Origin of the sequence: Actinoplanes sp. NBRC 103695 (assembly GCF_030269485.1) — a bacterium.
In the GTDB taxonomy this organism is placed as follows: domain Bacteria; phylum Actinomycetota; class Actinomycetes; order Mycobacteriales; family Micromonosporaceae; genus Actinoplanes.
Genome location: NZ_BSTL01000002.1, coordinates 160,804 through 185,015, shown reverse-complemented (window position 1 = coordinate 185,015; position 24,212 = coordinate 160,804). Strand labels below are relative to the sequence as shown.

Genomic DNA, 24,212 nt, shown 5'->3' with positions numbered 1-24,212 from the left:
GTCAGGACACTGTTGCCTACCCGTTAGGTCTCAGCTGTGGCATCCTGAACCGCCACACACAGAAAGACACTTACACTTCACGCCGATGGACACGACTGTCGCCGACTCGTTGATCGGCACGACGATTGACGGCCGCTACCGGATCACCGGTCGCGTGGCTCGTGGTGGCATGGCTACGGTCTACACCGCCGTCGACGAGCGCCTCGAGCGTACGGTCGCCCTGAAGATCATTCACCCGTCGCAGGCGACCAACGTCCGCTTCGTGGACCGCTTCACCGACGAGGCCAAGACCATCGCGCGGCTGACCCACCCCAACGTCGTGGCCGTCTACGACCAGGGCCGCCACCTGGGCCTGCCCTACCTGGTCATGGAGTACGTGCAGGGCCGCACCCTGCGCGACCTGCTCACCCAGCGCCGCCGGCTGAACCCGGTGGAGGCGCTGGCCATCCTGGAGCAGATGCTCGCCGCGATCGCCGCCGCGCACCGGGCCGGCCTGGTGCACCGCGACGTCAAACCGGAGAACGTGCTGGTCGCCGAGGCGCCCAGCGGCGGCATCGCCAACCTGGTTGACAGCGTGGTCAAGGTGGCCGACTTCGGCCTGGCCCGCGCGGTCGAGGCGAGCAGCGCCGACGACTCCGGCCAGCTGATGGCGACCGTGGCCTACGTGGCGCCCGAGCTGGTCACCAGCGGCCAAGCCGACGCGCGCACCGACGTCTACTCGGCCGGCATCGTGCTCTACGAGATGGTCACCGGCCGGGTTCCGTTCGACGGCGACGAGCCGGTCGAGGTGGCCTGGCAGCACGTGGACAACGACGTGCCCAAGCCGTCCGACCTGGTCCGCGGCTTGCCCACGGCGATCGATGACCTGGTCGCCCGGGCCACCCGCCGCGACCCCGGCGCCCGGCCCACCGACGCCGGCGCGCTGCTCGCCGAGGTGCAGGTGGTCCGCGACGATCTCGGCGCGGCCAACGTGGAGACCGCGCTGCTGCGCCAGGTCCCGGCCCGGCACGCCGCCGACCGGACGGCCACGATCCCGACCGTCGGCTCGGCGTACCCGCAGCCCGGTGACGGCCGCCCGTCCTGGTCGCGGCTCCCCGAGCAGGCCCGCACCGCGCACCACGGCCAGCCGTACGCCACCCGGGCCGACCGGGCCGGCGGGCTCCGCGGGTTCTTCGCCGGCGGAGACAAGCGGCGCATCGCGATCACCGCGGCGATCGCCGTGATGGTCCTGGTCGTGGTCGGCAGCACCTGGTGGGTGACGCTCGGGCGGTACACGGAGGCGCCGAGCTTCGTGAACATGACCAAGGCGCAGGCCGAGCAGCGCGCCCAGCAGGAGGGCTACGAGCTGCTCTACGACGACGGCAGGTTCGACGAGACCGTCGCCAAGGACGTGGTGCTCGGCCAGAACCCGCCGGCCGACGACAAGATCGTCAAGGGCGGCATCATCACGCTGACCCTGTCGCTGGGTGCGGAACGCTACCCGGTGCCGGACATCGCCGGTCTGGAGCTGGCCGCCGCCAAGGGCGAGCTCGACCAGGTGAAACTCAAGCTCAAGGAGGGCAAGGCGCAGTACAGCGACGCGTTGCCCGCGGGCGTGGTGATCTCCACCGACCCCAAGGTGAACACCCAGCTGAAGCCCGGCGACACGGTCACCGTGGTGGTCAGCAAGGGCCGCGCCCCGATCACCGTGCCGGACCTCAACGGCAAGAACGTCAACGACGCCCGCGCGCTCCTCAAGGAACGCGGCCTGAACGCGGTGGAGTCCTACAAGGAGAACGACGCTCCCAAGGACACCATCATCGGCCAGACGCCGAAGGCGGGCGCCGGGGTGGAGAAGGACGCCGAGATCAAGCTCGACGTCAGCCAGGGGCCGCCGTTCGTGGTCATCCCGCGGGTGGTCGACCAGCCGTGCGCACAGGGCAAGCAGGCGCTGGAGGCGCTCGGGCTCACCGTGCGGGTGACCGACTTCAACCCGGCCGGCGGGACGGTGCGCAACCAGCAGCCGCCGGAGAACTCGCAGGTCGCGCCCGGATCCGAGGCAGCGCTCCAGTGCTTCTGACCTCACCGATCGGCTCGCACACGTCGACCTCCGGCGGGTTGGCCAAGGCGGCCCTGCCGTACGCCGACGCCGCCGGGTCCGAGGCCATCCAGGTGTACGTGTCCAACTCGCGCGGCTGGGCCCTGCCGCCCGGTGACCCGAAGCAGGACACGCTGTTCCGCGACGGCGTCGGCGAGCGGGGCATCCCGGCGTACATTCACGCGTCGCTGCTGGTCAACCTGGGTTCGCCGACCGCGCTGACGCTGGAGCGCTCGGTGGACGTCCTGGAGCACGCGCTGCGCCGGGGGGCCGCGATCGGGGCGACCGGCGTGGTCTACCACGCGGGCAGCTCGGTGGACCCGGCACACGACGCGAAGGCGATGCACCAGCTGCACGAGGCGCTGCTGCCGCTGCTCGACCGGGCCGCCGCGGCCGGGCTGCCGAAACTGCTGGTCGAGCCGAGCGCCGGCGGCGGGCGCAGCCTGGCCTCCAAGGTGCAGGACCTGGCACCCTACCTGGACGCGGCCGAGCGGCACCCGTGGCTGGGCGTCTGCTTCGACACCTGCCACGCCTGGGCGGCCGGGCACGACCTGGCCACGCCGGGCGGGATGACCGAGACGCTGGACGCGCTGGTCGCGTCGGCCGGCCCGGGGCGCCTGCAGCTGATCCACGCCAACGACTCGAAGGACGAGTGCGGTTCCACCCGGGACCGGCACGAGACCATCGGCCAGGGGCGGATCGGCGCGGCCGCGTTCGCCGAACTCCTGGCCCATCCGGCGGTGGCCGGGCTGCCGGTGATCGTGGAGACGCCGTCCGAGAAGCACGTGGGCCACGCGGCCGACATCGCGCTGCTCAGGTCGCTAGCAGCTCGCTGAGGACGTCGATCGCCAGATCCACATCGTCGTCGGTCACATCCAGGTGGGTGATCAGGCGGGCGATCTTCGGCAGCATGGGGACGATGTGGACGTCCTTCCCGGCCGCGGCCGCGACCAGGCCGGGCGCGTCCCAGCGCGTTTCCGACAAATCGATCAGGACGATGTTTGTCTGAGTGGCTCGGGTGTGCGGAAGACCCTCGGCCAGCCGCTTCGCCCGGCCGTGGTCGTCGGCCAGGCGCTTCAGGTGGTGCGTCAGGGCGTACTGGCCGGCAGCGGCAAGGATGCCGACCTGGCGCATGCCGCCGCCCATCCGCTTGCGCAGCACCCGGGCCCGGGTGATGCGCTCCGCCGAGCCCACGACCAGCGAGCCGACCGGGGCGCCGAGACCCTTGGACAGGCAGACCGACAGGGTGTCGAAGAGCCGGCCGTAGGCGTCCAGCGGGGTGTCCGTCGCGACGTGGGCGTGCCAGATGCGGGCGCCGTCGCAGTGCAGCGCTACGTCTGTTCGCGCTCTCAGGGCGGTCAGCGTCTCCAGCGGGATGATCGTGCCGCCCGCCAGGTTGTGCGTCTGCTCGACCGCGATCGCCCGCGTGGGGTTGGACGGGTAGCCGTCCGGGCGGACCATCGCGGCGATCTCGTCCGCGTCCAGGCCGGCGCCGACCGAACCCCAGGTGCGGGTGGAGACGCCGCCGAGCACGGCGGCCGCGCCCAGTTCGTACGTGAGAACGTGCGCGTCCGCCCCGGCCAGCAGCTCGCCACCGGGCGGCACCAGCAGCTGCATGGCGATCTGGTTGGCCATCGTCCCGGACGGGCAGAACAGCGCCGCCTCGTGCCCGAACATCGCCGCCACCTGCGCTTCCAGCGCGTTGACGGTGGGGTCGTCGCCGAACACGTCGTCCCCGACCGGCGCCGCCGCCATCGCCGCGCGCATCTCGGCGGTCGGCCTGGTGACGGTGTCCGAGCGAAAATCAGCCACGCAACATCTCCGCCACCAGGAAGGCCAGCTCCAGGCTCTGCTGAGTGTTCAGGCGCGGGTCACAGGCGGTCTCGTAGCGGTCCGGCAGGTCGAGGTCCTCGATGCCCTGCGCGCCGCCCAGGCACTCGGTGACGTCCTCGCCGGTCAGCTCCACGTGGATGCCGCCCGGGTGGGTGCCCAGGCCGCGGTGCACCTCGAAGTAGCCGAGCACCTCGTCGACGATCCGGTCGAAATGCCGGGTCTTGTAGCCGTTCGACGACTCGTGCGTGTTGCCGTGCATCGGGTCGCACTGCCAGACCACCTTGGCGCCGGCCGCGGTCACCTTCTCCACGATCGGCGGCAGCGCGTCGCGGACCCGGCCGTTGCCCATCCGGCTGATCAGCGTGAGCTTGCCCGGAATGTTGTCCGGGTTCAGCTTCTCGCACAGCTCGATGGCCTGCTCCGGGGCGGTGCCCGGGCCCAGCTTGACGCCGATCGGGTTGGCGATCCGGCTGATGAAGTCGATGTGCGCGCCGTCGAGCTGGCGGGTGCGCTCGCCGATCCACAGGAAGTGGCCGGAGAGCCCGTAGGCGCGGCTGTCGGACACCCGGGTCAGCGCCCGGTCGTACTCCAGGGCCAGGGCCTCGTGCGAGCAGTAGAGGCTGACCGTACGCAAGGCCTCGTCGTCGGTCATCCCGCAGGCCCGGATGAAGTCCAGCGTGCGGTCGATCTCCCGGGCGATCGCCTCGTAGCGCTCCCCGGCCGGCGAGGCGCGGACGAAGTCCTTGTTCCAGTCGTGCAGCCCGGCCAGGTCGGCAAGACCACCCGCGAGGTACGCCCGGAGCATGTTCATCGCGGCCGCCGAGTTCGCGTACGCCCGGATCATCCGCTGCGGGTCGGCCACCCGCGCCTTCTCGTTCGCGTCCAGCGAGTTGATCATGTCGCCGCGGTACGCCGGGAGCCCCAGCGCGTCCAGCGCGGCCGACCGCGGCTTGGTGTACTGCCCGGCCACCCGGGCCACCTTGACGACCGGCATCGACGCGCCGTAGGTCAGCACCACCGCCATCTGGAGCAGGGTGCGGGCGTTGGCCAGCAGGTGGCTCTCGGTGTTGTCGACGAAGGTCTCGGCGCAGTCGCCGCCCTGGAGCAGGAACGCCCGGCCCTCGCACACCTCGCCGAGCCGCTCGCGGAGCTGGTCGACCTCGTAGGGCGCCACGATCGACGGCACGACGTCGAGGACCTTGCAGACCTCGGCGACCTCGGCCATGTCCGGCCACGGGGGCATCTGCACCCGCGGCAGATCACGCCAGCGGTCCAGGCCGAGGGCCGAGTCCTCGGCGGAGTCGGTGGACGGGCGGGACGTCTGCAGGGCCTGGTTACCGACCCCGGGATAGCTCAGCTGATGCCACTCTCGGCGCATGCCGCCAGCCTAACGAGGGGGCTCGAATACGAAGGAGCGGGGCACCGAACCGGTGCCCCGCTCCCCCTGGTGAGGTGGAAAGGATCTACAGGTTGTTCTTGATGGCCGAGATCAGTTCGCCGTTGCTGGTGTCACCGGAGAACTCCCAGAAGAACGCGCCACCGAGGCCCTCGTTCTTCACGTAGGACATCTTTCCCCCGATGGTCGTCGGGGTGTCGTAGCCCCACCAGTTGCTGCCGCACTTGGCGTAGGCGGTGCCACCGGCGGTGCCGGTCGCCGGGCAGCTGTTCTTGAGGACCTTGTAGTCCTCGATGCCCGCCTCGTAGGTGCCCGGCGCCGCTCCGGAGGCGGAGCCGCCCGGTGCTGCCTGGCTGACGCCGGTCCAGCCGCGGCCGTAGAACCCGATGCCGAGCAGCATCTTGCTCGCCGGAACGCCCTTGGACTTGAGCTTCTTGATCGCGGCGTCCGACCAGAAGCCCTGCGTCGGAACGCCGGTGTACGAGGTCAGCGGCGAGTGCGGGGCGGTCGGGCCCTGCGGGCTGAACGCGCCGTAGTAGTCGTAGGTCATCGGCATCACGAAGTCGAGCTTGCTGATACCCGACGCGTAGTCCGCCACGTCCAGCTTGCCGCCGTTCGAACCGTCCGCTGAGATCGCCGAGGTGACCAGGAAGTTCGAGCCGAACTTGGTACGCAGCGCGGAGACCACGCTGTTGTATGCGGCATCGCCACTGCGGTCGCAGCTCAGGCCACAGGCGTTCGGGTACTCCCAGTCGACGTCGATGCCGTCGAAGACATCGGCCCACCGGGGGTCCTTGACCAGGTTGTAGCAGGAGTTCGCGAACCCGGTCGGGTTGGCCGCGGCCTGGGTGAAGCCGCCGGACCAGGTCCAGCCGCCGAACGACCAGATCACCTTGATGTTCGGGTACTGCCGCTTGAGCTTGCGGAGCTGGTTGAAGCTTCCGCGCAGCGCACCGGCGTCCCAGGTGTCGGCCACGCCGTCGACGCTGTTCGCCGCGGTGTAGGCCATGTCGTAGTCGGCGTACGCGTCACCGATCGAGCACTGCCCGCCCGTGGTGTTGCCGAACGCGTACAGGATGTGGGTCAGCTTGGCGGCGGAGCCCGACGTGACGAGGTTCTTCACGAAGTACTGCCGGCCGTAGACGCCCCACTCGGCGAAGTAGCCGACGACCTTCTTGTTGCCCGTCGGCGGCGGCTCGGTCGGGTCGGTGGGGGGATCGGTGGGCGGGTCGGTGGGCGGGGTGGTCCCACCGCAGGCCCCGAGGTTCTTCCAGACGTCCCACTCGCCGCTCTTCTGCGCCGGGTTCTCGTTCTGGGTCCACCACTTGGCCTGGAAGTTCTTGCCCTCGTAGGACGCGGTGTTGCCACCGTTGTAGACCTGAGAGGCGCTCCATGCGGGCGCACAAGCTTCCGCAGCAGACGCCTGAACCACGGGCAGAGCGGCGGCCGTGACCGCCACGATCGCCCCGGCCCATAGAGCCCGGCGTAGGGATTTCTGCACGGCGACTCCTCGTGACCTTAACTTTTAGGAAACTTTCCAAAGCGAAAGTTGAAGAGACCGTAGTCACATTCATCGACGTCAGTCAAGGCGGTCCGCGGGGATTGAGCACAGGCTTAAGTTTTCGACAGTCAGTAGTACGGCGTGCACTCAAACCACCACGGCGCGTAGTCTGCCGTCATGACCAACAACGTCGTGGGCATCGACCACCGTCGGTCCCCCGAGGGCGTGCGATGACCGTCAACGTCATCGGCGTCGACGCATACGCGCTGGGCTGGGTGGGTGTGGAGCTGCGCGACGGCCACTTCGGCCGCGCCCTGCTGGCGTCCACCCTGTACGAGATCGTGGCCGGAAGCTCAGGCGCGGCGGTGATCGGTGTGGACATCCCCCTGGGCATGCTGCCGGACCGCTGGCGCGCCGCGGACACCCTGGCCGCGGACCAGCTGGGGCCGCGCCGCAGCAGTGTCTTCCGGGTGCCGCCGCGCGCGGTGTGGCAGGAGCCGGACTTCGCGACCGCGAACCGGCGCTGCCGCGAGCTGACCGGATCGGGCCTGAGCCGTCAGTCCTGGGCCATGCGGCCGAAGCTGCTCGAGGCGAACGCCATCTGGGAACGTCATCCGAAACTCCTCTTCGAGGCGCATCCCGAGGTGTCCTTCCGGCAGATGGCCGGCGAGCCCCTCGCGTACGCGAAGAAGACCTGGACCGGTCAGGCCTGCCGCCGGGAACTGCTCGCGCGGCACGGCATCGTGCTGCCCGACAACCTGGGGCCGGCCGGTCAGGCGCCGCCCGACGACATCCTGGACGCGGCCGCCGTGGCCTGGAGCGCGCATCGGATGGCCACCGGCTCAGCCATGTCGCACCCGTCGCCGCCCGAAGAGGCCAACGGCGCCCGGATCGCGATCTGGTACTGAGGGTTCCCCTCCGGAGCCTTCGGCCCCGCGTTCCGCCCCGGCGCAACCGCGTCCCAGCTCGCGCCCTGCCCCCGGCGCAACCGCGTCCCAGCTCGCGCCCCGTCCCGGCGCAACCGCGTCCCAGCTCGCGCCCCGTCCCGGCGCAACCGCGTCCCAGCTCGCGCCCCGTCCCGGCACAACCGCGTCCCAGCTCGCGCCCTGCCCCCGGCACGGGCCGCGTCCCAGCGCTCAACCCCGGCCCACAGCCCGGCTCACGTCTCGGCCCGGCGCGGATGGGTCCAGACCCGCGCTCTCGGCCGGGTCGCGTCTCAGCAGGCTCGCCGACAGCCACAGCACGCCCGCCGTGCCGACCACCAGGCCGCCCAGATAGACCGCCTCGGGCACTGTGCCGCGCAGGGCCGCGGCGCCCAGCCCGGCCACATAGAGCCCCAGCGCCCCGCGAGGCAGCACCCCCGCACGCCACGACGCCACCCCGAAGATCACCACCCCGGCCAGGAACGTGAAGGCGACGACCACGAAGTACGCCCGTCCGGAGCCGGTGAGCACCTGCTCGCGGATCGCGGCGTCCTGGAACTGCAGCACGGCGTGCGTCACGAACTCCACCGCGAACAGGCCACTGAGCCCGAGGTGGTTGAGGACGAAGCCGATCAGGCCCAGCCGACCCAGCCGGTGGCGTTGGAACAGGTAGAACGCGGTCAGGGTGAACAGCAGCAGGGCGGACGCGGGTGGGGCGAGGGCGTGGGTGAAGGCATTTTCCGGAAGCAGTCCGGCACGACGGGCGGCGGCGATCAGGGTGAGCGCGCCGCCGACGAGACCGGCCGCACCGGCCAGGCGGTAGAGATTCATGCCGGCAACCGTGCCGAGGCCACCCGGCCGGCCGACAGTGCCGAGTGTCCATCCCGAGACACATGACCATCGGCACTGTCCGCGAACGGTCCTCGCTTCCTACTCTGGTTCGCATGACTCTCCCTCTGCGCTGGATGGCCTCGGTGCTCTACGCGGCGGTTCTGTGCACCGGGCTCTACTACGCCGTCGCCGGCCTCTCCCCGGGCTGGTCGCCGGTGTGGTTCACGGCCGCTCTGCTGGCTTTGCTCGCCCTCGAGCAGATCCGGCCCAGAGGCCGCGGCGTCGGGCTGCTCCTGGCCCGCGTGGTCCTCATCGAGGTGGTGGTCGCGTTCGACGACGCGGGGTTCGCCCGGCCGCTCTATCTGCTGGTGCCGTTCTTCGCCTACTTCTCGCTGGGTCGTCGATGGAGCATCGGCCTGGCGGCGGGTTATCTGGTCGCGGGCACGATCCGGGCGTCGTTGACGCCGGGCTGGGCCACCGATCCCGAGATCGTCTCCGATCTGCTGATGCTCTTCGTCGGCATGGTGCTGGCCGTGGCCACCGCCGCGGTGGCCGACCGCCAGCGGCGCAGCCGGCTGCGCGCCGAGCGGCTCATCGCCGAGCTCCACGACGCACAACGCCAGGTCGGCGAGCTGAGCGCGACGGCCGAGCGCAACCGCCTGGCCCGCGACATCCACGACAGCCTCGGCCATCACCTCACCGCGATCAGCGTCCAGCTGGAGAAGGCGGAGGCGTTCCGGCAGCGCGACGCGACCGTCGCGGACCGGGCCGTCAGCGACGCGCGCTCCGCGACGGGCCGGGCCGGGCCCTTTCTGAGGTACGCACGTCCGTCGGCGCCCTGCGCGCCGAGCATTTCTCGCTGAGCCGCGCGGTGTCGGTACTCGCCGACGGATGGGACGATCCGGGTTTCCGGGTCTTCGTCGAGCTCACCGGCGACGAGGCCGGGCACGGCCGGGCAGACCTCGAAGCGCTGTACCGGGTGGCACAGGAAGCGCTGACAAACGCCCGCAGGCACGCGGGCGCCGACGTGGTCCATGTCGCCGTCCGCTTCGGCGACGAGATCGAGCTCAAGGTGGTCGACAACGGCCACGGCTTCACCCTGGACGACGCTCCCGGCAACGGCAACGGCAACGGCGACGGCAACGGCAACGGCGACGCCGACGCCGACGCCGACAGCCACGAGCTCGCCGGCAACGGGCGGTCCGGCAGCGGCCTTGCCGGATTTGAGCAGACCGGCAGCGGCCTCACCGGCATGCGCGAGCGGCTCGCCGCGGTGGGCGGCGCTCTCCACATCGACTCCGGACCCGGCCGCGGGACAAGCATCACCGCCAGCGTCGGCGGCCAGCCCCTCTCCACAGGCGGGTCAACGCTCCCCGCCGTCAGCTCTTCGCTCTCTTCCGGTGGCGACCGGTGAGCGAGCCGGCACCGGTGAGTAAGCCGCCACCGGCGAGCGAGCCGCCACCGGTGAGTAAGCCGGCACCGGTTCGTGTGCTGGTCGCGGACGATCAGGCCATGGTCCGCGAGGGGATCGCCTCGCTGATCGGCCTCGAGCCCGGAATCGAGGTGATCGGCACCGCCCGCGACGGCCGTGAGGCGGTCGAGCTCGCCGTCGCGACCACACCGGATGTGGTGCTGATGGATGTGCGCATGCCGGTACTCAACGGCTTGGTCGCGGCGGCCGAGTTGCGCGAGAGCCTGCCGTCCTGCCGGGTGATCATGCTGACCACCTTCAACGACGAGGAGTACGTGCTGGACGCCGCCCGTGCGGGCACCAGCGGATACCTGCTCAAGGATCTTCCGTCGAAGGAACTCGCGCAGGCGATACGGCTCGCGCACGCTGGTGTCCACCAGCACCACCCCACGGCGGTGCGGCATCTGGTCGCGGCGTTGGACCGGGCAGGGCCGACACCGCACTCCGGCGACCGGCCCGACCTGACCGAGCGGGAGTTCGACGTGTTGCGGCTGATCGCCGAGGGGAACACCAACCGGCAGATCGCCGCGCGGCTCCACCTCAGCGTGGGCACCGTCAAGAACTACGTGTCGAACATCCTGAGCCGCCTCGGCCTCCGCGACCGCATGCAGGCCGCCCTCTACGCGCGCGACAACGGCCTCGCCTGACCCACAGATCGGCGCCGCGCCGAAGACGGGCGTGCTAGTCGATCGCCTGCTGGGCGATCTCCCGGGCGCGGTCGCGGGCCGCCTCGAGCGCGGCCAGCATCGCAGCGCGGACGCCGTGGTTCTCCAGCTCGCGGATCGCCGAGATGGTCGTTCCCGCGGGCGAGGTGACCGCCTCGCGCAGCTTCACCGGGTGCTCGCCGGAGTCGCGCAGCATGATGGCCGAGCCGATCGCGGTCTGCACGATCAGCTCGTGCGCCACCTGCCTCGGCAGCCCGAGCAGGATGCCCGCGTCCACCATGGCCTCGACCAGCAGGTAGAAGTAGGCGGGGCCGGAGCCGGAGAGCGCGGTCACCGCGTCCTGCTGGGACTCGGGCACCCGCACCACCGAGCCGAGCGGCCGGAACATCTCCTCGGCGATCTCCAGGTGCGACGCGTCCGCGTGCGGTCCGGCGGAGATCGCGGTCATCGCCTGGTCGACGAGGGCGGGGGTGTTGGTCATGACCCGGACCACCGGCGTGCCCTCGGGCAGCCGGTCGGCGAAGAACTTGGTCGGCAGCCCGGCGCAGAGCGAGACGACCAGCTTGCCGGGCGGCACCTTCGCCCTGATCTCGTCGAGCAGGGCGCCGGCGTCCTGCGGCTTCACCGCGATGGCGAGGATGTCGGCCTCTTCCACCGCGGTCAGGTTGTCCACCACCCGGACGCCGTAGCGCTCGGCCAGCTCCTGGCCGCGTTCGGCACGACGCGCGGTGACCAGCAACTCGGACGCCTGCCGCCCGGCCCGAAGCAGTCCGCTCAGGACGAGCTCGCCGATCTTGCCGGTGCCGATCACCGCGATCGTCATGTCGAAGAACCTCTCAACGAAGAACTCAGCTGCCGAAGAAGACTTCAGCCTCGTCGTACCGCTCGATCGGAACGGTCTTCAGCTCGCCGGTGCCGTCGGCCAGCGGAACCCGCACGATGTCGGTGCCGCGCAGGGCCATCATCTTGCCGAAGTCGCCCTCGTTGACCGCGTCGATGGCCTGCAGGCCGAAGCGGGTGGCGAGCACCCGGTCGAACGCGGTCGGGGTGCCACCGCGCTGGATGTGACCGAGGACGACCGTGCGGGCCTCCTTGCCGGTCTTCTCCTCGAGCTGCTCGGCCAGCCACATGCCGATGCCGCCCAGCCGCACGTGGCCGAACGCGTCCTTCTCCTGGTTGACCAGCTGCATCTGGCCCTCGAGCGGCTGCGCGCCCTCGGCGACCACGACGATCGGCGCGTACTCGACCTGGAAGCGCTTGGTCACGTAGGTGGCGACCTGCTCCACGTCGAAGTTGCGCTCCGGCAGCAGGATGACGTTGGCGCCACCGGCCAGGCCGGCGTGCAGCGCGATCCAGCCGGCGTGCCGGCCCATGACCTCGACGACCAGCGTGCGGTGATGCGACTCGGCGGTGGTGTGCAGCCGGTCGATCGCCTCCATCGCGATGTTCACCGCGGTGTCGAACCCGAACGTGTAGTCGGTCGCGTTCAGGTCGTTGTCGATCGTCTTCGGCACACCGACGACCTTGACTCCCAGGTCGTTCAGCTTGGTGGCGACGCCCAGGGTGTCCTCGCCGCCGATCGCGACCAGCGCGTCGACGCCCTGCTCGGCCAGGTTCGCCTTGATCCGCTCGACGCCGCCCTCGATCTTGAAGGGGTTGGTGCGCGAGGAGCCGAGGATGGTGCCGCCGCGCGGCAGGATGCCGCGGACCTCGGCGATGCCGAGCGGCTTCGTCAGACCCTCGAGGGGGCCCTTCCAGCCGTCCCGGAAGCCGACGAACTCGTGTCCGTAGACGGCGACGCCCTTGCGCACCACCGCCCGGATCACCGCGTTCAGACCGGGGCAGTCGCCGCCGCCGGTGAGCACGCCGATACGCATGATGACTCGTCCTTCCAATGATGGAACGCGAGACGCCCGGCACGCCTCGGAGAAGTTTCGGCAACGTTGCCGTTCCGGAGGCCCGGGGCCGCATGCGCACTGTAGTGGGCGGCGCGACCTCGGATCAAAACGACCCGTCGTTCATCTTCTGCCAGCGGGCAAGATTGTGTTTTGCGTCCACCAGGGCGTCATGCCGGCCGGTCGCGGTGGGTAACGGCGGCCGCCCCCGATCGTCCCAGAGCTGGCGCAGATCCTTCGTGAAACGCGGGATCTCCCGCGGCAACGCCGGCATCGCGCCCCACAGCTGGGCGAGCACCACGTGGTCGTACGCGGCGTACCAGGCCCAGAGCTCGATCTGCTCGTCGCGCCCGGTGACCGGTTCGAGCAGGAACGCGTACAGGTCGTCGCGGATCCGCTCGCGGGAGCGCCAGGCCGGGTCGGCGGGGCTGGGCAGCTTGTCGAGCACGTTGCGGCGCACCCACGGCACGGCGCGGGTGTCGTCGAACTGGGTGGAGACCGCGTAGAACTCACGGCCGAACTCGTCGACCACGCCGATCGAGACGAGGTCGACCACGCGGCCGTCCTCGATGAACTCGCAGTCGTAGAAATAGCGATACACCATGAGGTGTCCATCCTGACCCATGGCTAGAAGGCGTCTGACTCCAGGGCCTCCCGTGCCGCGGTCAGCGCCGTGCGGGCCACCTCCGGGCAGCCGCCGCCACCGGTCAGCTGCCGCGCCGACCAGTCCGCCTGTACCGCCCAGCGGAACCGGATCAGCACCGGCAGGGCGGCCTCCACCTCGTCACGGTGCACCGGCCCGGCGGCGAGGTAGCCGTCCAGGAACTCGGTCGCGGCGACCGGGCCACCGGCGTACACGACGGCCGCGGCCACGTCGTAGGCGAGCGGGCCGGTGCCGCTGGCTCCGCAGTCGAAGAGCCCGGCACGCCCGGTGTCCGGGTCGACGACGAAGCCGGCTGGGGCGGGGTCGCCGTGCAGCACGCCGTAGGTGAGCCGGTCGGTGACGGTCAGCCGGGTGGTGCCGGTGACCGCGTCGGCGACCGCCGGGCGCAGCCAGGGCTCCACGCACAGGTGCGGCGCGTCCAGGTCGATGAGCTGCCAGGCGCGCAGGCCCGGATGGTGGAAGTGCTGGAGCACGCGATGCATGGCGCCCAGCCGGTCGCCCCACCACTGCTGGTCGACCGGGTCGGCGCCGGCGAGAGATCGGCCCGGCACGCGGTGCGAGACCGAGAGGGTGCCCGCCGGGGTGGTCGCGGTGAGAGCGCCCGCGAGGGTACGCACGGGGGCACCGACCGCGATGCCCCACTCGCGCAGATGTTCCGCCGCGGCGAGTCCTGCTTCGACCGGGCGGGCGGCGTACGAGTCGACCAGCCGGCACACGTACCGGTCGTCGCCGGCGACCACCTCCCAGGCGCACGACATCTGTCCCCACGCCAGCGCGTCGATCCGGCTCGGAGCGAGATGCCAGTGATCACGCAGGAGGGATCGAAGGAGGTCGTCGTGGTCCGGCACGGCGGCGATTTTCCCAGTACGCGGAGTTCATCCGACGGACACGGTGGGCGACAATCACGCTTCGCGATTGTCATCTATACAGAAAGCGATTGCTGGAGCATGATCGGTGAGGGGGTGTGACGGGGCGACGCGAATCTTGCAACCGACGTATCACGTGGCGACCGGGACGCTCTTCATGCTATGAGTGATCGTCGCTGAGACGGGTACGCCGTCCCGGTCAGCGCGATCAAGGCCCTGACCGGGAAGGATGGAGTCGTGGACCATCGCCTGCCGGATCCCGGTGATCCGCTGGCCAGCGTGGACATGTTCGCCGGCCTCGAGCCGGAGGTGCGCGCCCGCGTGTTGGGTGCAGCGGTTCCGCGCACCTACCGCAAGGGGCAGATCCTCTTCGTCGAGCACGACCCCGGAGAGTCGCTGATCATCCTCAAACGGGGGTCGGTCGCGGTCTTCCGCACCGCGCCCTCCGGTGAGCGCGCGGTGCTCACCGTGGCCCGCCCGCCCGATGTCCTGGGCGAGGTCTCGCTCCTGGACGCGTCCACCCGGTCGGCCTCGGCCGAGGCGATCGAGGACACCCAGGCGCTGGCCCTGTCCCGGGCCGCTTTCATCGACCTGGTGCACTCCAATCCGCGCATCCTGGACGCGGTGATGCGCTCGGTCGGCGCGCTGATCAGGCGGCTGACCGAGCAGAACACCGATCACGTCTTCCTCGACCTGCCCGGCCGGGTGGCCAAGACGCTGGTCCGGCTGGCCGGTGAGAGCCAGGCCCCGATGATCACCATCGAGCTCAACCAGAGCCAGCTCGCCGAGATGGCGGGCGGTTCACGGCAGAGCGTCAATCAGGCGATCGGCTCCTTCGCCAACCGCGGCTGGCTGCGCACCGAGGGCCGGCGGATCGTGGTCACGGACGTTTCGGCCCTGCGGCGTCGCGCGGGGATGGAGGCGCCGCGTTAGTGGCCGGCTGAGCGGCGTCGCGCGCGGAGGGAGACGCCGCTCCGGAGCCCTGTGGGGCGGGCGCCTCCACGGTCGTCTTGAGCGTGGAGGCGTAGACGTCGACGTACGGGCGGCCGCTCAGCGTCATGATCTCGTACATGATCTCGTCGGTGACCGCCCGCTCGACGAAGCGGTCGCCGCGGCGGTCGGCGTACCGGGAGAAGTCGAGCGGGGCGCCGAACCTCATCCGTACCGGCTTGATCTTGGGAATCAGTTTGCCGGTGGGCTGGATCTCGTCGGAGTTCAGGTGCGCGACCGGCACCACCAGCGCGCCGCTCTCCAGGGCGAGGCGGGCGACGCCGGTCTTGCCGCGGTAGAGCCGGCCGTCCGGCGACCGGGTGCCCTCGGGGTAGATGCCGGCGACGTCACCCTGCCGGAGCACCCGCAGCAGGGTGTCCAGAGCCGCCTGGGCCGCCTTGCCGCCCGAGCGGTCCACCGGGATGGTCCCGGTGCCGGTGAAGAAATGCCGCATGAGCCAACCCTTGATCCCCTTACCGGTGAAGTACTCCGCTTTCGCGACGAACGTCACCCTCCGCCGGACGATCAGCGGTGTGAAGATCGAGTCGGAGAAGGAAAGGTGGTTGCAGGCCAGGATCACCGGACCAGATCCGGGCACGTTCGCGAGCCCGTCGACCCTCGGCCGGAAGAGCAGCAGCAACAACGGCCCGAGCAGGACGTACTTGAGCAGCCAGTAAAACACCGATGACCTTCCGGAGTGTTTGGGGTCACAAGAGCGTACCGGGAGCGCGTCACCATGACGCACTCCCGTAAAAGGGCCCAGTCGTGTCACCATTGCCGACAGGACGGGCGAGGGAGAGTGCCAGGGTGTCAACGGGTGGCGCCCGTCGCGGGCGGCGGGACAACGGGCTCGACGCGGCCGACTACGCGGTGGCCGGTGATGTGGATCCACGGGTGGGCGAGCACCTGCTCGACGTGCTGGCCGCGGACGGCATCGCGGCGTACCTGCAGCCCTCGGCCGATCTCAACCCGCTGCTGCGCACCACCACCTTCCCCAGCCGGCCCACCGATCGGCTCTTCGTCGACCGCACCCAGCTCGAGGCCGCCCGAGCGCAGCTCCACAAGCTGACCGGCGGCGTCAGCCCGACGGCGCCGCAGTCCCAGGCGTCGACGGAGGCCAGCCAGAGCGACGTGGACGCCGAGTGGGCCAAGATCATCGCTGGTTTCCACACGATGCCCGAGGAGAAACCGGCCTGGCCGGATTCCGAGAGCGCCGACAAGCCACGCCCGTCACCCCCGATGCCGTCCGCCACGGACATCTCGGGGATCACGCTGAACCGCAGGCGTACCGATCCGCAGCCGGTGCAGGAACCGTCGTTGCTGGACGGTCTGGACACCTTCGGCGAGGACGTCCCGGACGACGACGAGGACCGCTACATCCCGCCGCCCCCGCCGCCGCTCCCCCGGATCAGCAAATACGCGGTCGCCGGCGTGCTGGCCATCGTCGTGGGCTTCCTGCTCTTCCTGCGTCCGACGCTGATCCCGGTCGACGCCGACCTGGTCACTCTGATCGGATTCACCGCGATCGTCGCGGGGGCGGTCACCCTGGTCTGGCGGTTGCGGTCCGGGGATGACGACGATGAGTACGACGACGGCGCCGTTGTGTGATTTATCGCCGCCGATACGGCGGTGAGTAGTTGTGGCGTAACCTGTCGTGGTGCGTCAGAGCTCACTGGTGGTAGTTGCCAACCGTTTGCCCCTGGACGACAACGCGGCCCCCGACGGCGCCTGTGAATGGAGGCGGAGCCCGGGCGGCCTGGCCAGCGCCTTACACGCGATCCTGCAGAGCACACCGGCCACCTGGGTCGGCTGGGGCGGCGGGACCGGTGACGCTCCCGACATGCCCGACATCGGCCGGCTGCGCATCCGGCCGATCGCGCTCAGCCAGGCCGAGCTGGCCGGCTACTACGAGGGCTTCGCCAACTCGACCCTCTGGCCGCTCTACCACGACGCCGTCGAACAACCCGTCTTCGACCGCGGCTGGTGGGAGACCTACCGCGCGGTCAACCGGAGGTTCGCCGAGGCGGCGGCCGCGGTGGCCGAGCCACGGGCCGCGGTCTGGGTGCAGGACTACCACCTCCAACTCGTCCCGGCGATGCTCCGGGAGCTGCGGCCGGACCTGCTGATCGGCTTCTTCCTGCACGTGCCGTTCCCGCCGCCCGAACTGTTCATGCAGCTCCCCCGCCGGGTCGAGCTACTGCGCGGGATGCTCGGCGCCGACCTGGTCGGCTTCCAGCGGCCGCAGGCGGCGCACAACGTCGCCCAGCTGGCCACCAAGCTGCTCGGGGCGGCCGCCACCGACGACCAGATCGTGCTCCCCACCCCCGGCGGTGACCGGGTGGTACGTACCGGGGCGTTCCCGGTCTCCATCGATGTCGCCGAGATGAGCGCGCTCGCCGCCCGTCCCGACGTGATGAATCACGCGCGGCAGCTGCGCACCGACCTCGGCCAGCCGAAACGGGTGCTGCTCAGCGTCGACCGGCTGGACTACACCAAAGGCATCGAGCATCGGCTGACCGCCTACAGCGAGCTGCTGCGCGACGGGCGGGTCAAGGTCCGGGACACGGTGATGGTGCAGGTGGCGGTGCCGAGCCGGGAGCGGGTGGAGAGCTACCAGACGCTGCGCGACCGGATCGAGGGCGAGGTGGGGCGGATCAACGGCGAGTACGGCCGGGTCGGCGAACCCGCCATCCACTACCTCAACCAGTCGTTCGACCGGGCCGACCTGGCCGCGCTCTACCAGACCGCCGACGTGATGGTGGTGACGCCGCTGCGGGACGGGATGAACCTGGTGGCCAAGGAGTTCGTGGCCGCCCGCGCGGACGGGACCGGGGCGCTGGTGCTCAGCGAGTTCGCCGGGGCGGCCGCCGAGTTCGAGAACGCGTTCCTGGTCAACCCGCACGACGTGGACGGGCTGAAGGCGACACTGCTGGAGGCGATGGACGCGCGGCCCGGCGATCTGGCCAACCGGATGGGCTCGATGCGCGACCACCTGAACCGGCACGACATCGTCCGCTGGGCACGCGACTATCTGGCCACTCTGGATCACTCCGGCCGGATCGTCGAACTGATCCCGCGGCCGCGTACTCCGTCCGTACCCGTGCCTCTGGTTTAGAGAAGTTCTTTGCCGAGCCAGTCGAGGACAGCGTCGATCGGCTCGGCCCAGCCGTCGCCGGTCATCAGGTCATGGCCCATGCCGGGGAAGAGCAGCGGGGCACCGCCGTAACGCGCGGCCGTCCGGTCCAGGGAGGCGCGCGGCACCACCTTGTCGTCGGGACTGCCGACCACCAGCACCGGAGGGTCGCCGACCGGCTTGTCCGGGTTCTTGAGCGACGGGAGCCGCGCCGGGCGGACCCGCTCGTCCGCGGTGACCTGCCGGCCGTTGAGGCGCAACCGGCCGCCGAACACCGCGGGCACCGTGCCGGCCGGGTTGACAGTCAGCGCGTGCCGCAGCGTCGCCCAGCGGTCCAGGACCGGCGACACCAGCACCGCGGCCCGCGCCGGGTAGCGGCCCAGCGCCCGGGCCACGATCGTCGCGCCGACGCCGTGGCCGACCAGCACGGCCTGCCTGGGCAACGCAGCCGCGACCTGGACCACATCGTGCGCGTACTCCCGGAGACCGCCCTCGGCACGCGCGGTCAGGGCATGCGCCGGGAAGCCGCGACCGGCCGCGTGGCCCAGCCAATGCTCGGCGAACACCCAGGCGCCGAACGCCGGACCGGGCACGAACAGCACCGGCGGCTCGGTCGCGTCGTCCGGCACGACGCTCAGCACCTCGCGGCGCACCGGGCGCACCGGCGACGTCCAGTCCTCATAGCGCAGGAGAGTCATCGATACCTCCGCTCCGCGGCCCGGCGATCGGCCGACGCGGTGGACCGGGCCGTAGCCTTCCCGCTCCCGCTCATGCCGGCTCCAACCGCTTCAACAACTCATCGAGCACCTTCAGGTAGTCGGTGCTGCTCACCTCGAACCAGTGGCGCGGCGTCGGCATCACCCTGGCACGCGACCACTGCTCCAGGGGGCGCCTCGACTCGGTCTGCTGCACCGCCGCGGCGCGCACCGGGTCGGCCGTACGCAATCGAAGCCACCGCGCCACGGCGACGCTCTGCCAATGGGCCAGCGGGAACAGCGCCGGCGAGTCCGCCTGCAGCAGGCCGACCACCGCCAGCGTCGGGTGCCGCCGGGCGAACGCGTGCAGATGCAGGTCCGGCCGGCCGTCCTCGGTCAGGTCGAGCAGCTCCGGCGCGAGGAACTCGAACTGCGGGCGGTAGCCGGTCGCCGCGATCACCAGGTCGGGCTCCACCCGGCGGCCGTCGGTCAGCTCCACCGCGGCGTCGTCGAAACGGGCCACATCGGGCACCGCGGTGATCCGGCCGTGGCCCAGGTAGTAGACGAGCTGGCTGTTGACGATCGGATGCGTCTCGTACGGGCGGTGGTCCGGCTCGGGCAGGCCGTACCGGGTCAGGTCGCCGGCGCTCGTCGCCACGCTGCGCTTGTACAGCCACTGACGCAGCCACAGCGGCAGGCGCAGGCGCAGCATCACGGCGTTGACCTGGTCGGCGGGGCGGCCGAGCACATACTTCGGGGCGTACCAGTAACCGCGCCTCGTCGAATGCCACACCTCCGCCGCCTGCTGCGCCGCCTCCACCGCGATGTCGCAGCCGGTGTTGCCGCCGCCGATCACCAGCACCCGGCGGCCCCGCAAGATCGCCGGATTCTTGTACGCGCTCGCGTGCAGGAACCGCCCCCGGAACTCGCCCTCGATCTCGGGCATCCGCGGCGACCAGTTGTGCCCGTTCGCGACCACGACCGCCGCGTAACGCTGAGTCCGCTCGGCGCCGCCGCCCGGGCTGCGGGTGGTCACGTCCCACCGGCCGTCCCCCACCGGCACCGCCGACACCACCTCGGTGCCGAACCAGACGTGCTCGCCCAGCCCGAAATGCTCGGCGTACCGCTCCAGATAGGACAGAACCTGACTGTGGTGCGGGTAGTCCGGCCAGTCGTCGGGCATCGGGAAGTCGGGGAACTCGGTGAGCGGGCGCGACGAGATCAGATGCGTCGACGACGAGATCGGGCTGCGGTCGTGCCGCCAGTTCCACGCCCCGCCGACGGACGTCTCGCGCTCATAGCAGTCCACCGCGAAACCCTGCTCGCGCAGGTTCTTGATCGCGGTGAGGCCGCTGGCGCCGGCGCCGATGACGCACACAGCGTCTCGGCGGTCGGCGACTCCCGGAGTGTCGGACACCCGGGAATCCTTGCAGAGACGACGGCCTAAGCGGAAGGGAGTCTGAGGTCCGCGATGACCGGAAGATGATCGGACGCCAGACGTGCCTGATCCGTGTCGATCACGGTGTATTTGTCGATGCTCACGCCCGGGTGGGCGAAGACGGCGTCGAGCTGGCGGCGGGGCAGCCGCGCCGGGAAGGTGAGGATGCCCGCATCGTCAGATCCAAGACCGTCGGCGACCGTACGCCAGGCGCCCCCGCCCGGCCCCTCGTTCAGGTCACCGCCGGCGATCACCGTGCCGTCGATCGTCAGAAGCTCCTCCTTCCAGCGGGCCGCCTGGGCGGGCCGCTCGACCGGATCGGTCGACAGGTGCGAGCCGGAAACGGTGAACTCGGCGCCACGCACCGCACACCGGGCGAACGCGGCACCGCGCATGTGCCGGCCCGGCGTCAGCGGATAACGGACGGACCACTCCCGCAGCACCCGCAGCCGCAGGCTGACCAGGATCAGGTTCCCCAGCGCCGGGAGGCCGCCGGCGCCGATCACCATCCCGACGTCATCGGCGAGCGCCGCGCACTTGTGCCGCCAGCGGAACCGGCGCGGCGCCTCCTGCACCAGCACCACGTCCGGCTCCGCGTCGCGGATCAGGCCGACGAGGGCGGCACGGTCGTCCTTCAGACCGTGCACGTTGTAAGTCATGACCCGTAACGGCACCCCGGTCATGGTCGCGTTCCTCTCAGATCCGCCGGGCGAGGTCGGCGGCGCCCAGCACGCCCGCCGTGTTGCCGGTCTCGGCCGCCTTGACCTCGGCGATCGGGAAACGGCCGCGAGCGGCGAGCTGGTCGCGGTAGGTCTTCTCGGTCGGGCCCATCAGCAGGTCACCGGCGTCGATCACGCCGCCGCCGACCACCAGGATCTGCGGGTCGAAGGACTGCGCCAGGTCGGCCATCGCCACACCCAGCCAGTAGCCGATCTGCGCGAACGCGTCCCGGGCCACCCCGTCGCCGTTCTGCGCCGCCTCGGTCACCTGCCGTCCCGAGATCGCCAGCGGGTCGCCACCGGCCAGGCTGAGCAGCAGCCGCGCCCGGTCGGGTTCCTGCCGCGCGCCGGCCCGGGCGAAGCGCACCAGGGCGTTGCCGCTGGCGTACTGCTCCAGGCAGCCCAGCCGGCCGCAGCCGCACGGATGCCCGTCGTTGACGGACTGGATGTGGCCGAGCTCCCCCGCCATCCCGTTGGCGCCGCGCCACAGCCCGCCGTTGATGACGATGCCGCCGCCGATGCCGGTGCCCACGGTGATCATCACCATCGAGTCGTCGGCGTGCCGTGCCGCCCCGAACCGGAACTCGGCCCAGGCCGCGACGTTGGCGTCGTTCTCCAGGACGGTCGGCAGGCCCACCGCCTTGGCCACGTAGTCGCGCAGCGGCTCGTCCCGCCAGGCAAGGTTGGGCGCGAAGAGGACGGTCGACCCGGCGGCGTCGATCCAGGCGGCCGCGCCGATCCCGATCGCGGTCGCCTCCGGGTGCTCCCGGGCCAGCTCGGCGGCCACCTCGACGATCGTGTCCCGGGTTCCGGCCTGGTCGTCCGCGGGCGTGGGCTTGCGATTCGAAGCCAGCACGTTGCCGTGCTCGTCGACCACCCCACCGGCGACCTTGGTCCCACCGACGTCGACTCCGATGGTCAGCGTCACGCTGCCCGTCCCCTCTTGCCTTGTCCCGCGCTTTGCCTCGCGCTCGTCGATCAGTCCCGGGCAGCGTCGCCCGTTCCATCATGATCCACGGTGGGCGCGCCGGCCGCGCCGCCAACCCCGGGATCCGCGGTGGCCCGCGCCCAGACATCACCCACCCGATCCCCGCCGTTCCATCCCCACAGTCCGCGGACCTCATCGCGCCGCTCACCGCCGCCGGCCGCGGCCTCATCCGCCGCGCCACCGCCCGCCGCCGCGCCACCGCCCGCCGCCGCGCCACCGCCCGGGGCTGGGCCGCCGGCCGCGCCACCGCCCTCGGCTGCCCCGCCCGCCGCGCTTTCGGCCGTCGTCCCTGCTGCAGCGCCTCCGGGCGCCATCACCGTCGTGGCCGAGTCCTTTGCGGTCTGCTCGCGTTCCGCTTTCTGCCGGGCCAGCGCTTCCTTCTGCCGGGCCAATGCTTCGCGCTTCTCCCGCGCGGCGGACTCGCGGGCGAGCCGGTCCTGCTCCGCCTTCGCCTTGGCAACCCGTTCCCGCTCGGCCTTGGCCAGGGCCTCACGCTCGACGGACTCCCGGTTGGCGGTCCGCGTCGCGGCCGTCCACGGTGACTCGTCGTCGTCCGGCGGTTCCGGCACATCGACCGGCGCCGAGCCCCGCCGCGTCGCCGCCGACCAGGCGATGTCCGGGTCCGGCGGAGGCGGTGGCGGCGCGCTCGTCCGGCGCGCGGGCTTGGACCGGGTGCCCGACACCGCCGAGAACGCCCGCATCAGACTGACCACCCCGGAAGCGAAGTCGCCCGCCCCGCCGGCCAGCCGCTCGGCGGACTCCGGCGTCGGATTGCGCATCGTCGCGATCATCCGGCAGACCGGACACACGCAACACTCGACACTGCCGGTCGACCAGCCGTGGCGCGCCTGCGTACCGGAGCCGCCGCCGTCACCCACCACCTGTCGCACCGCGCCGGTAGCCCAGGCCCACACCCCGTCGTCGCCGGGCACCGACCAACCGCCGCCACCCGAGCCAGCCTGACTACCGCCGCCGTCCGAGCCAGCCCGACTGCCGCCGCCGTCCGAGCCAGCCCGACTGCCGCCGCCGTCCGAGCCAGCCCGACTGCCGCCGCCGTCCGAGCCAGCCCGACTGCCGCCGCCGTCCGAGCCAGCCCGCCCAGCCTGACCAGCGCCAGCGGTCGCGCCGCCCTGACTTGCTCGACCACCGCCAACGGTCGCTTGGTCGCGGCCGGCCTGACTTTCACCGGTGGCCCGCGCCCAGGCATCGCCCCCACGGCCGTCCTCCGCGCGCGCCGCTTTGGGCTGCGCCGGTTGAGCACTCCCCGCAGCGCCGGCCGCCGGCCCACCTCCCGGACCACCGTCGGCGCCGGCCGCCGGCTCGCTCCCCGGACCACCGTCGGCGCCGGCCGCCGGCCTCGGACCAGCGCCGGCATCGGACGCCGGCTCGCGACGGGACGCCGCCGGGTCCTCCGTCGCCCGGGCCACGAACTCACCCAGGGTCGCCCCCACCTGGCTGAGCCCGGCGAACAACCGGTCCGCCGTACCCGAGAGGGTCTCGTCGTCGATCTTGCTTGTCATCGCCAGCACGGTGGCGACCAGCCGCTCGGCCTCCTGCCGTGCCGAACCCGTCTCTCCAGCCATGCCGCGCTCCTCGCCGGTCCGCCTCGTCAGCGGGCCTCCACACGGCGCTTGAGCTGCTTGAGCGCCGTATCCATGATCATCTTTTCGGCCTTGCGACGGAACATCCCCAGCATCCCCACGGACAACTCCACCGCCAAGGTGTACGTCACCGTAGTCACACCGTCACTGCCCGCCTCCAGATCGTAGGAGCCCTCCTGCGACTTCTGCGTCTTCGACGGCTTGACCAAGCGCCACTCGATCCGGGAGAGATCGTCGGCGTACGAGTACTCCAGGGTGTAGTCGTCGGCCATCACACCGGCGTCGATGACGAACCGGACCTCGGCCGCGTACCCGTCCTCGTACTCGCTGAGCACCTCGACCTGTTTCATCGCGTCGGCCCACTCGGGGTATCGCGGGAAATCGCAGATCACCGCCGCGACCCGGTCGAGGGGCGCGGCGATCTGGATGGACTGTGTCGAGGTGTCCGCCATGCCCCGGAGGCTACCGCGTACCGGCGACATTTCTGCCGACCAGGGTTATCCGACGCCAGTTCCAAATCCGCCAC

The 24,212-nt window shown here is 71.2% G+C and carries 24 protein-coding genes; 9 read left to right on the top strand and 15 right to left on the bottom strand.

The genetic code is table 11. The annotated features are described in order from the left end of the window. The first annotated feature begins 85 nt into the window (after positions 1-85). Both pknB and QSK31_RS03245 read left to right on the top strand, forming a co-directional pair. A complete protein-coding gene (gene pknB, locus QSK31_RS03250) occupies positions 86-2,059 on the top strand; it encodes a Stk1 family PASTA domain-containing Ser/Thr kinase (protein WP_285680766.1) in 1,974 nt (657 codons plus the stop codon). Then, on the top strand, positions 2,050-2,913 hold the full coding sequence (locus tag QSK31_RS03245) for a deoxyribonuclease IV (RefSeq protein WP_285680764.1): 864 nt from the start codon (positions 2,050-2,052) through the stop codon (positions 2,911-2,913). Before pknB ends, QSK31_RS03245 begins: the two co-directional genes overlap by 10 nt. Here the strand turns inward: QSK31_RS03245 and QSK31_RS03240 are convergent. The 3 genes from QSK31_RS03240 to QSK31_RS03230 all read right to left on the bottom strand — a co-directional run bounded on the left by QSK31_RS03240 (position 2,891) and on the right by QSK31_RS03230 (position 6,807). Then, the gene (locus QSK31_RS03240) at positions 2,891-3,889 is read right to left on the bottom strand and encodes a threonine aldolase family protein (protein ID WP_285680762.1); all 999 of its coding nucleotides are present in this window, start codon (positions 3,887-3,889) and stop codon (positions 2,891-2,893) included. The two genes, QSK31_RS03245 and QSK31_RS03240, sit on opposite strands and share 23 nt — an antisense overlap. Next, on the bottom strand, positions 3,882-5,288 hold the full coding sequence (locus tag QSK31_RS03235; protein ID WP_285680761.1) for a class II 3-deoxy-7-phosphoheptulonate synthase: 1,407 nt from the start codon (positions 5,286-5,288) through the stop codon (positions 3,882-3,884). The genes QSK31_RS03240 and QSK31_RS03235 overlap by 8 nt, the downstream gene beginning before the upstream one ends. A gap of 85 nt (positions 5,289-5,373) precedes the next feature. Further along, positions 5,374-6,807, bottom strand: a complete 1,434-nt coding sequence (locus QSK31_RS03230) for a glycosyl hydrolase family 18 protein (RefSeq protein ID WP_285680759.1) — start codon at positions 6,805-6,807, stop codon at positions 5,374-5,376. 230 nt (positions 6,808-7,037) lie between these two features. Here QSK31_RS03230 and QSK31_RS03225 point away from each other — a divergent pair, with 230 nt between their 5' ends. Beyond that, positions 7,038-7,715, top strand: coding sequence for a DUF429 domain-containing protein (locus QSK31_RS03225; RefSeq protein ID WP_285680757.1), 678 nt, complete (start codon positions 7,038-7,040; stop codon positions 7,713-7,715). A gap of 228 nt (positions 7,716-7,943) precedes the next feature. Here QSK31_RS03225 and QSK31_RS03220 read toward each other — a convergent pair whose 3' ends face one another. Further along, positions 7,944-8,561, bottom strand: a complete 618-nt coding sequence (locus QSK31_RS03220; protein WP_285680755.1) for a hypothetical protein — start codon at positions 8,559-8,561, stop codon at positions 7,944-7,946. A gap of 113 nt (positions 8,562-8,674) precedes the next feature. On the opposite strand from QSK31_RS03220, the gene QSK31_RS03215 reads away from it, so the two are divergent. The 3 genes from QSK31_RS03215 to QSK31_RS03205 are packed head-to-tail and all read left to right on the top strand — an operon-like array spanning position 8,675 to position 10,679. Then, positions 8,675-9,424, top strand: coding sequence for a histidine kinase (locus QSK31_RS03215; RefSeq protein ID WP_285680753.1), 750 nt, complete (start codon positions 8,675-8,677; stop codon positions 9,422-9,424). Positions 9,425-9,432: 8 nt separating this feature from the next. Next, positions 9,433-9,975, top strand: a complete 543-nt coding sequence (locus tag QSK31_RS03210) for a sensor histidine kinase (RefSeq protein WP_285680751.1) — start codon at positions 9,433-9,435, stop codon at positions 9,973-9,975. A gap of 50 nt (positions 9,976-10,025) precedes the next feature. Further along, complete coding sequence (locus tag QSK31_RS03205; protein ID WP_285680749.1) at positions 10,026-10,679, top strand: response regulator; 654 nt, start codon at positions 10,026-10,028, stop codon at positions 10,677-10,679. A 34-nt stretch (positions 10,680-10,713) separates the two neighbouring features. Here the strand turns inward: QSK31_RS03205 and proC are convergent, their stop codons facing one another. From proC to QSK31_RS03185, 4 genes are all read right to left on the bottom strand, one after another. Beyond that, positions 10,714-11,568, bottom strand: coding sequence for a pyrroline-5-carboxylate reductase (gene proC / locus QSK31_RS03200; RefSeq protein ID WP_285681374.1), 855 nt, complete (start codon positions 11,566-11,568; stop codon positions 10,714-10,716). Beyond that, positions 11,546-12,574, bottom strand: a complete 1,029-nt coding sequence (locus QSK31_RS03195; protein ID WP_285680747.1) for a 6-phosphofructokinase — start codon at positions 12,572-12,574, stop codon at positions 11,546-11,548. The genes proC and QSK31_RS03195 overlap by 23 nt, the downstream gene beginning before the upstream one ends. Positions 12,575-12,698: 124 nt before the next feature. Continuing rightward, complete coding sequence (locus tag QSK31_RS03190) at positions 12,699-13,196, bottom strand: polyadenylate-specific 3'-exoribonuclease AS (RefSeq protein WP_285680745.1); 498 nt, start codon at positions 13,194-13,196, stop codon at positions 12,699-12,701. Positions 13,197-13,219: 23 nt separating this feature from the next. Further along, a complete protein-coding gene (locus tag QSK31_RS03185) occupies positions 13,220-14,104 on the bottom strand; it encodes a phosphotransferase enzyme family protein (protein ID WP_285680742.1) in 885 nt (294 codons plus the stop codon). Between the two features lie 255 nt (positions 14,105-14,359). Here QSK31_RS03185 and QSK31_RS03180 point away from each other — a divergent pair, with 255 nt between their 5' ends. Further along, positions 14,360-15,055 carry a Crp/Fnr family transcriptional regulator gene (locus QSK31_RS03180; RefSeq protein ID WP_285680740.1) on the top strand — a complete coding sequence of 232 codons (696 nt, stop codon included), beginning with the start codon at positions 14,360-14,362 and terminating at the stop codon, positions 15,053-15,055. Here QSK31_RS03180 and QSK31_RS03175 read toward each other — a convergent pair. Next, complete coding sequence (locus QSK31_RS03175; protein ID WP_285680739.1) at positions 15,003-15,794, bottom strand: lysophospholipid acyltransferase family protein; 792 nt, start codon at positions 15,792-15,794, stop codon at positions 15,003-15,005. The two genes, QSK31_RS03180 and QSK31_RS03175, sit on opposite strands and share 53 nt — an antisense overlap. Positions 15,795-15,919: 125 nt before the next feature. On the opposite strand from QSK31_RS03175, the gene QSK31_RS03170 reads away from it, so the two are divergent. Together QSK31_RS03170 and QSK31_RS03165 are read left to right on the top strand one after the other, a co-directional pair. Next, entirely contained in the window at positions 15,920-16,720 is an 801-nt protein-coding gene (locus QSK31_RS03170; RefSeq protein ID WP_285680738.1) for a DUF308 domain-containing protein, read from the top strand. A 49-nt stretch (positions 16,721-16,769) separates the two neighbouring features. Beyond that, complete coding sequence (locus QSK31_RS03165) at positions 16,770-18,227, top strand: alpha,alpha-trehalose-phosphate synthase (UDP-forming) (RefSeq protein ID WP_285680737.1); 1,458 nt, start codon at positions 16,770-16,772, stop codon at positions 18,225-18,227. Here the strand turns inward: QSK31_RS03165 and QSK31_RS03160 are convergent. From QSK31_RS03160 to QSK31_RS03135, 6 genes are all read right to left on the bottom strand, one after another. Beyond that, positions 18,224-18,943 carry an alpha/beta hydrolase gene (locus QSK31_RS03160; RefSeq protein WP_285680736.1) on the bottom strand — a complete coding sequence of 240 codons (720 nt, stop codon included), beginning with the start codon at positions 18,941-18,943 and terminating at the stop codon, positions 18,224-18,226. The two genes, QSK31_RS03165 and QSK31_RS03160, sit on opposite strands and share 4 nt — an antisense overlap. Positions 18,944-19,013: 70 nt before the next feature. Next, positions 19,014-20,357 (bottom strand): flavin-containing monooxygenase, encoded by a 1,344-nt coding sequence (locus tag QSK31_RS03155; RefSeq protein ID WP_285680735.1) that lies wholly within the window; start codon positions 20,355-20,357, stop codon positions 19,014-19,016. Between the two features lie 26 nt (positions 20,358-20,383). Beyond that, on the bottom strand, positions 20,384-21,061 hold the full coding sequence (locus QSK31_RS03150) for an endonuclease/exonuclease/phosphatase family protein (protein ID WP_285680732.1): 678 nt from the start codon (positions 21,059-21,061) through the stop codon (positions 20,384-20,386). Positions 21,062-21,074: 13 nt separating this feature from the next. After that, a complete protein-coding gene (locus QSK31_RS03145) occupies positions 21,075-22,025 on the bottom strand; it encodes an ROK family glucokinase (RefSeq protein ID WP_285680730.1) in 951 nt (316 codons plus the stop codon). A 50-nt stretch (positions 22,026-22,075) separates the two neighbouring features. After that, positions 22,076-23,017 (bottom strand): hypothetical protein, encoded by a 942-nt coding sequence (locus QSK31_RS49185; RefSeq protein ID WP_285680728.1) that lies wholly within the window; start codon positions 23,015-23,017, stop codon positions 22,076-22,078. A gap of 677 nt (positions 23,018-23,694) precedes the next feature. Continuing rightward, a complete protein-coding gene (locus QSK31_RS03135) occupies positions 23,695-24,138 on the bottom strand; it encodes an SRPBCC family protein (protein WP_285680726.1) in 444 nt (147 codons plus the stop codon). Between the last annotated feature and the right edge of the window lie 74 nt (positions 24,139-24,212).

Coding starts and splice junctions, on each gene's coding strand:
- QSK31_RS03235 (WP_285680761.1), bottom strand. CDS start 5,288: ATGCGCCGAGAGTGGCATCAGCTGAGCTATCCCGGGGTCGGTAACCAG.
- QSK31_RS03220 (WP_285680755.1), bottom strand. CDS start 8,561: ATGAATCTCTACCGCCTGGCCGGTGCGGCCGGTCTCGTCGGCGGCGCG.
- QSK31_RS03225 (WP_285680757.1), top strand. CDS start 7,038: ATGACCGTCAACGTCATCGGCGTCGACGCATACGCGCTGGGCTGGGTG.
- QSK31_RS03135 (WP_285680726.1), bottom strand. CDS start 24,138: ATGGCGGACACCTCGACACAGTCCATCCAGATCGCCGCGCCCCTCGAC.
- QSK31_RS03150 (WP_285680732.1), bottom strand. CDS start 21,061: ATGACCGGGGTGCCGTTACGGGTCATGACTTACAACGTGCACGGTCTG.
- QSK31_RS03215 (WP_285680753.1), top strand. CDS start 8,675: ATGACTCTCCCTCTGCGCTGGATGGCCTCGGTGCTCTACGCGGCGGTT.
- QSK31_RS03195 (WP_285680747.1), bottom strand. CDS start 12,574: ATGCGTATCGGCGTGCTCACCGGCGGCGGCGACTGCCCCGGTCTGAAC.
- QSK31_RS03160 (WP_285680736.1), bottom strand. CDS start 18,943: ATGACTCTCCTGCGCTATGAGGACTGGACGTCGCCGGTGCGCCCGGTG.
- QSK31_RS03190 (WP_285680745.1), bottom strand. CDS start 13,196: ATGGTGTATCGCTATTTCTACGACTGCGAGTTCATCGAGGACGGCCGC.
- pknB (WP_285680766.1), top strand. CDS start 86: ATGGACACGACTGTCGCCGACTCGTTGATCGGCACGACGATTGACGGC.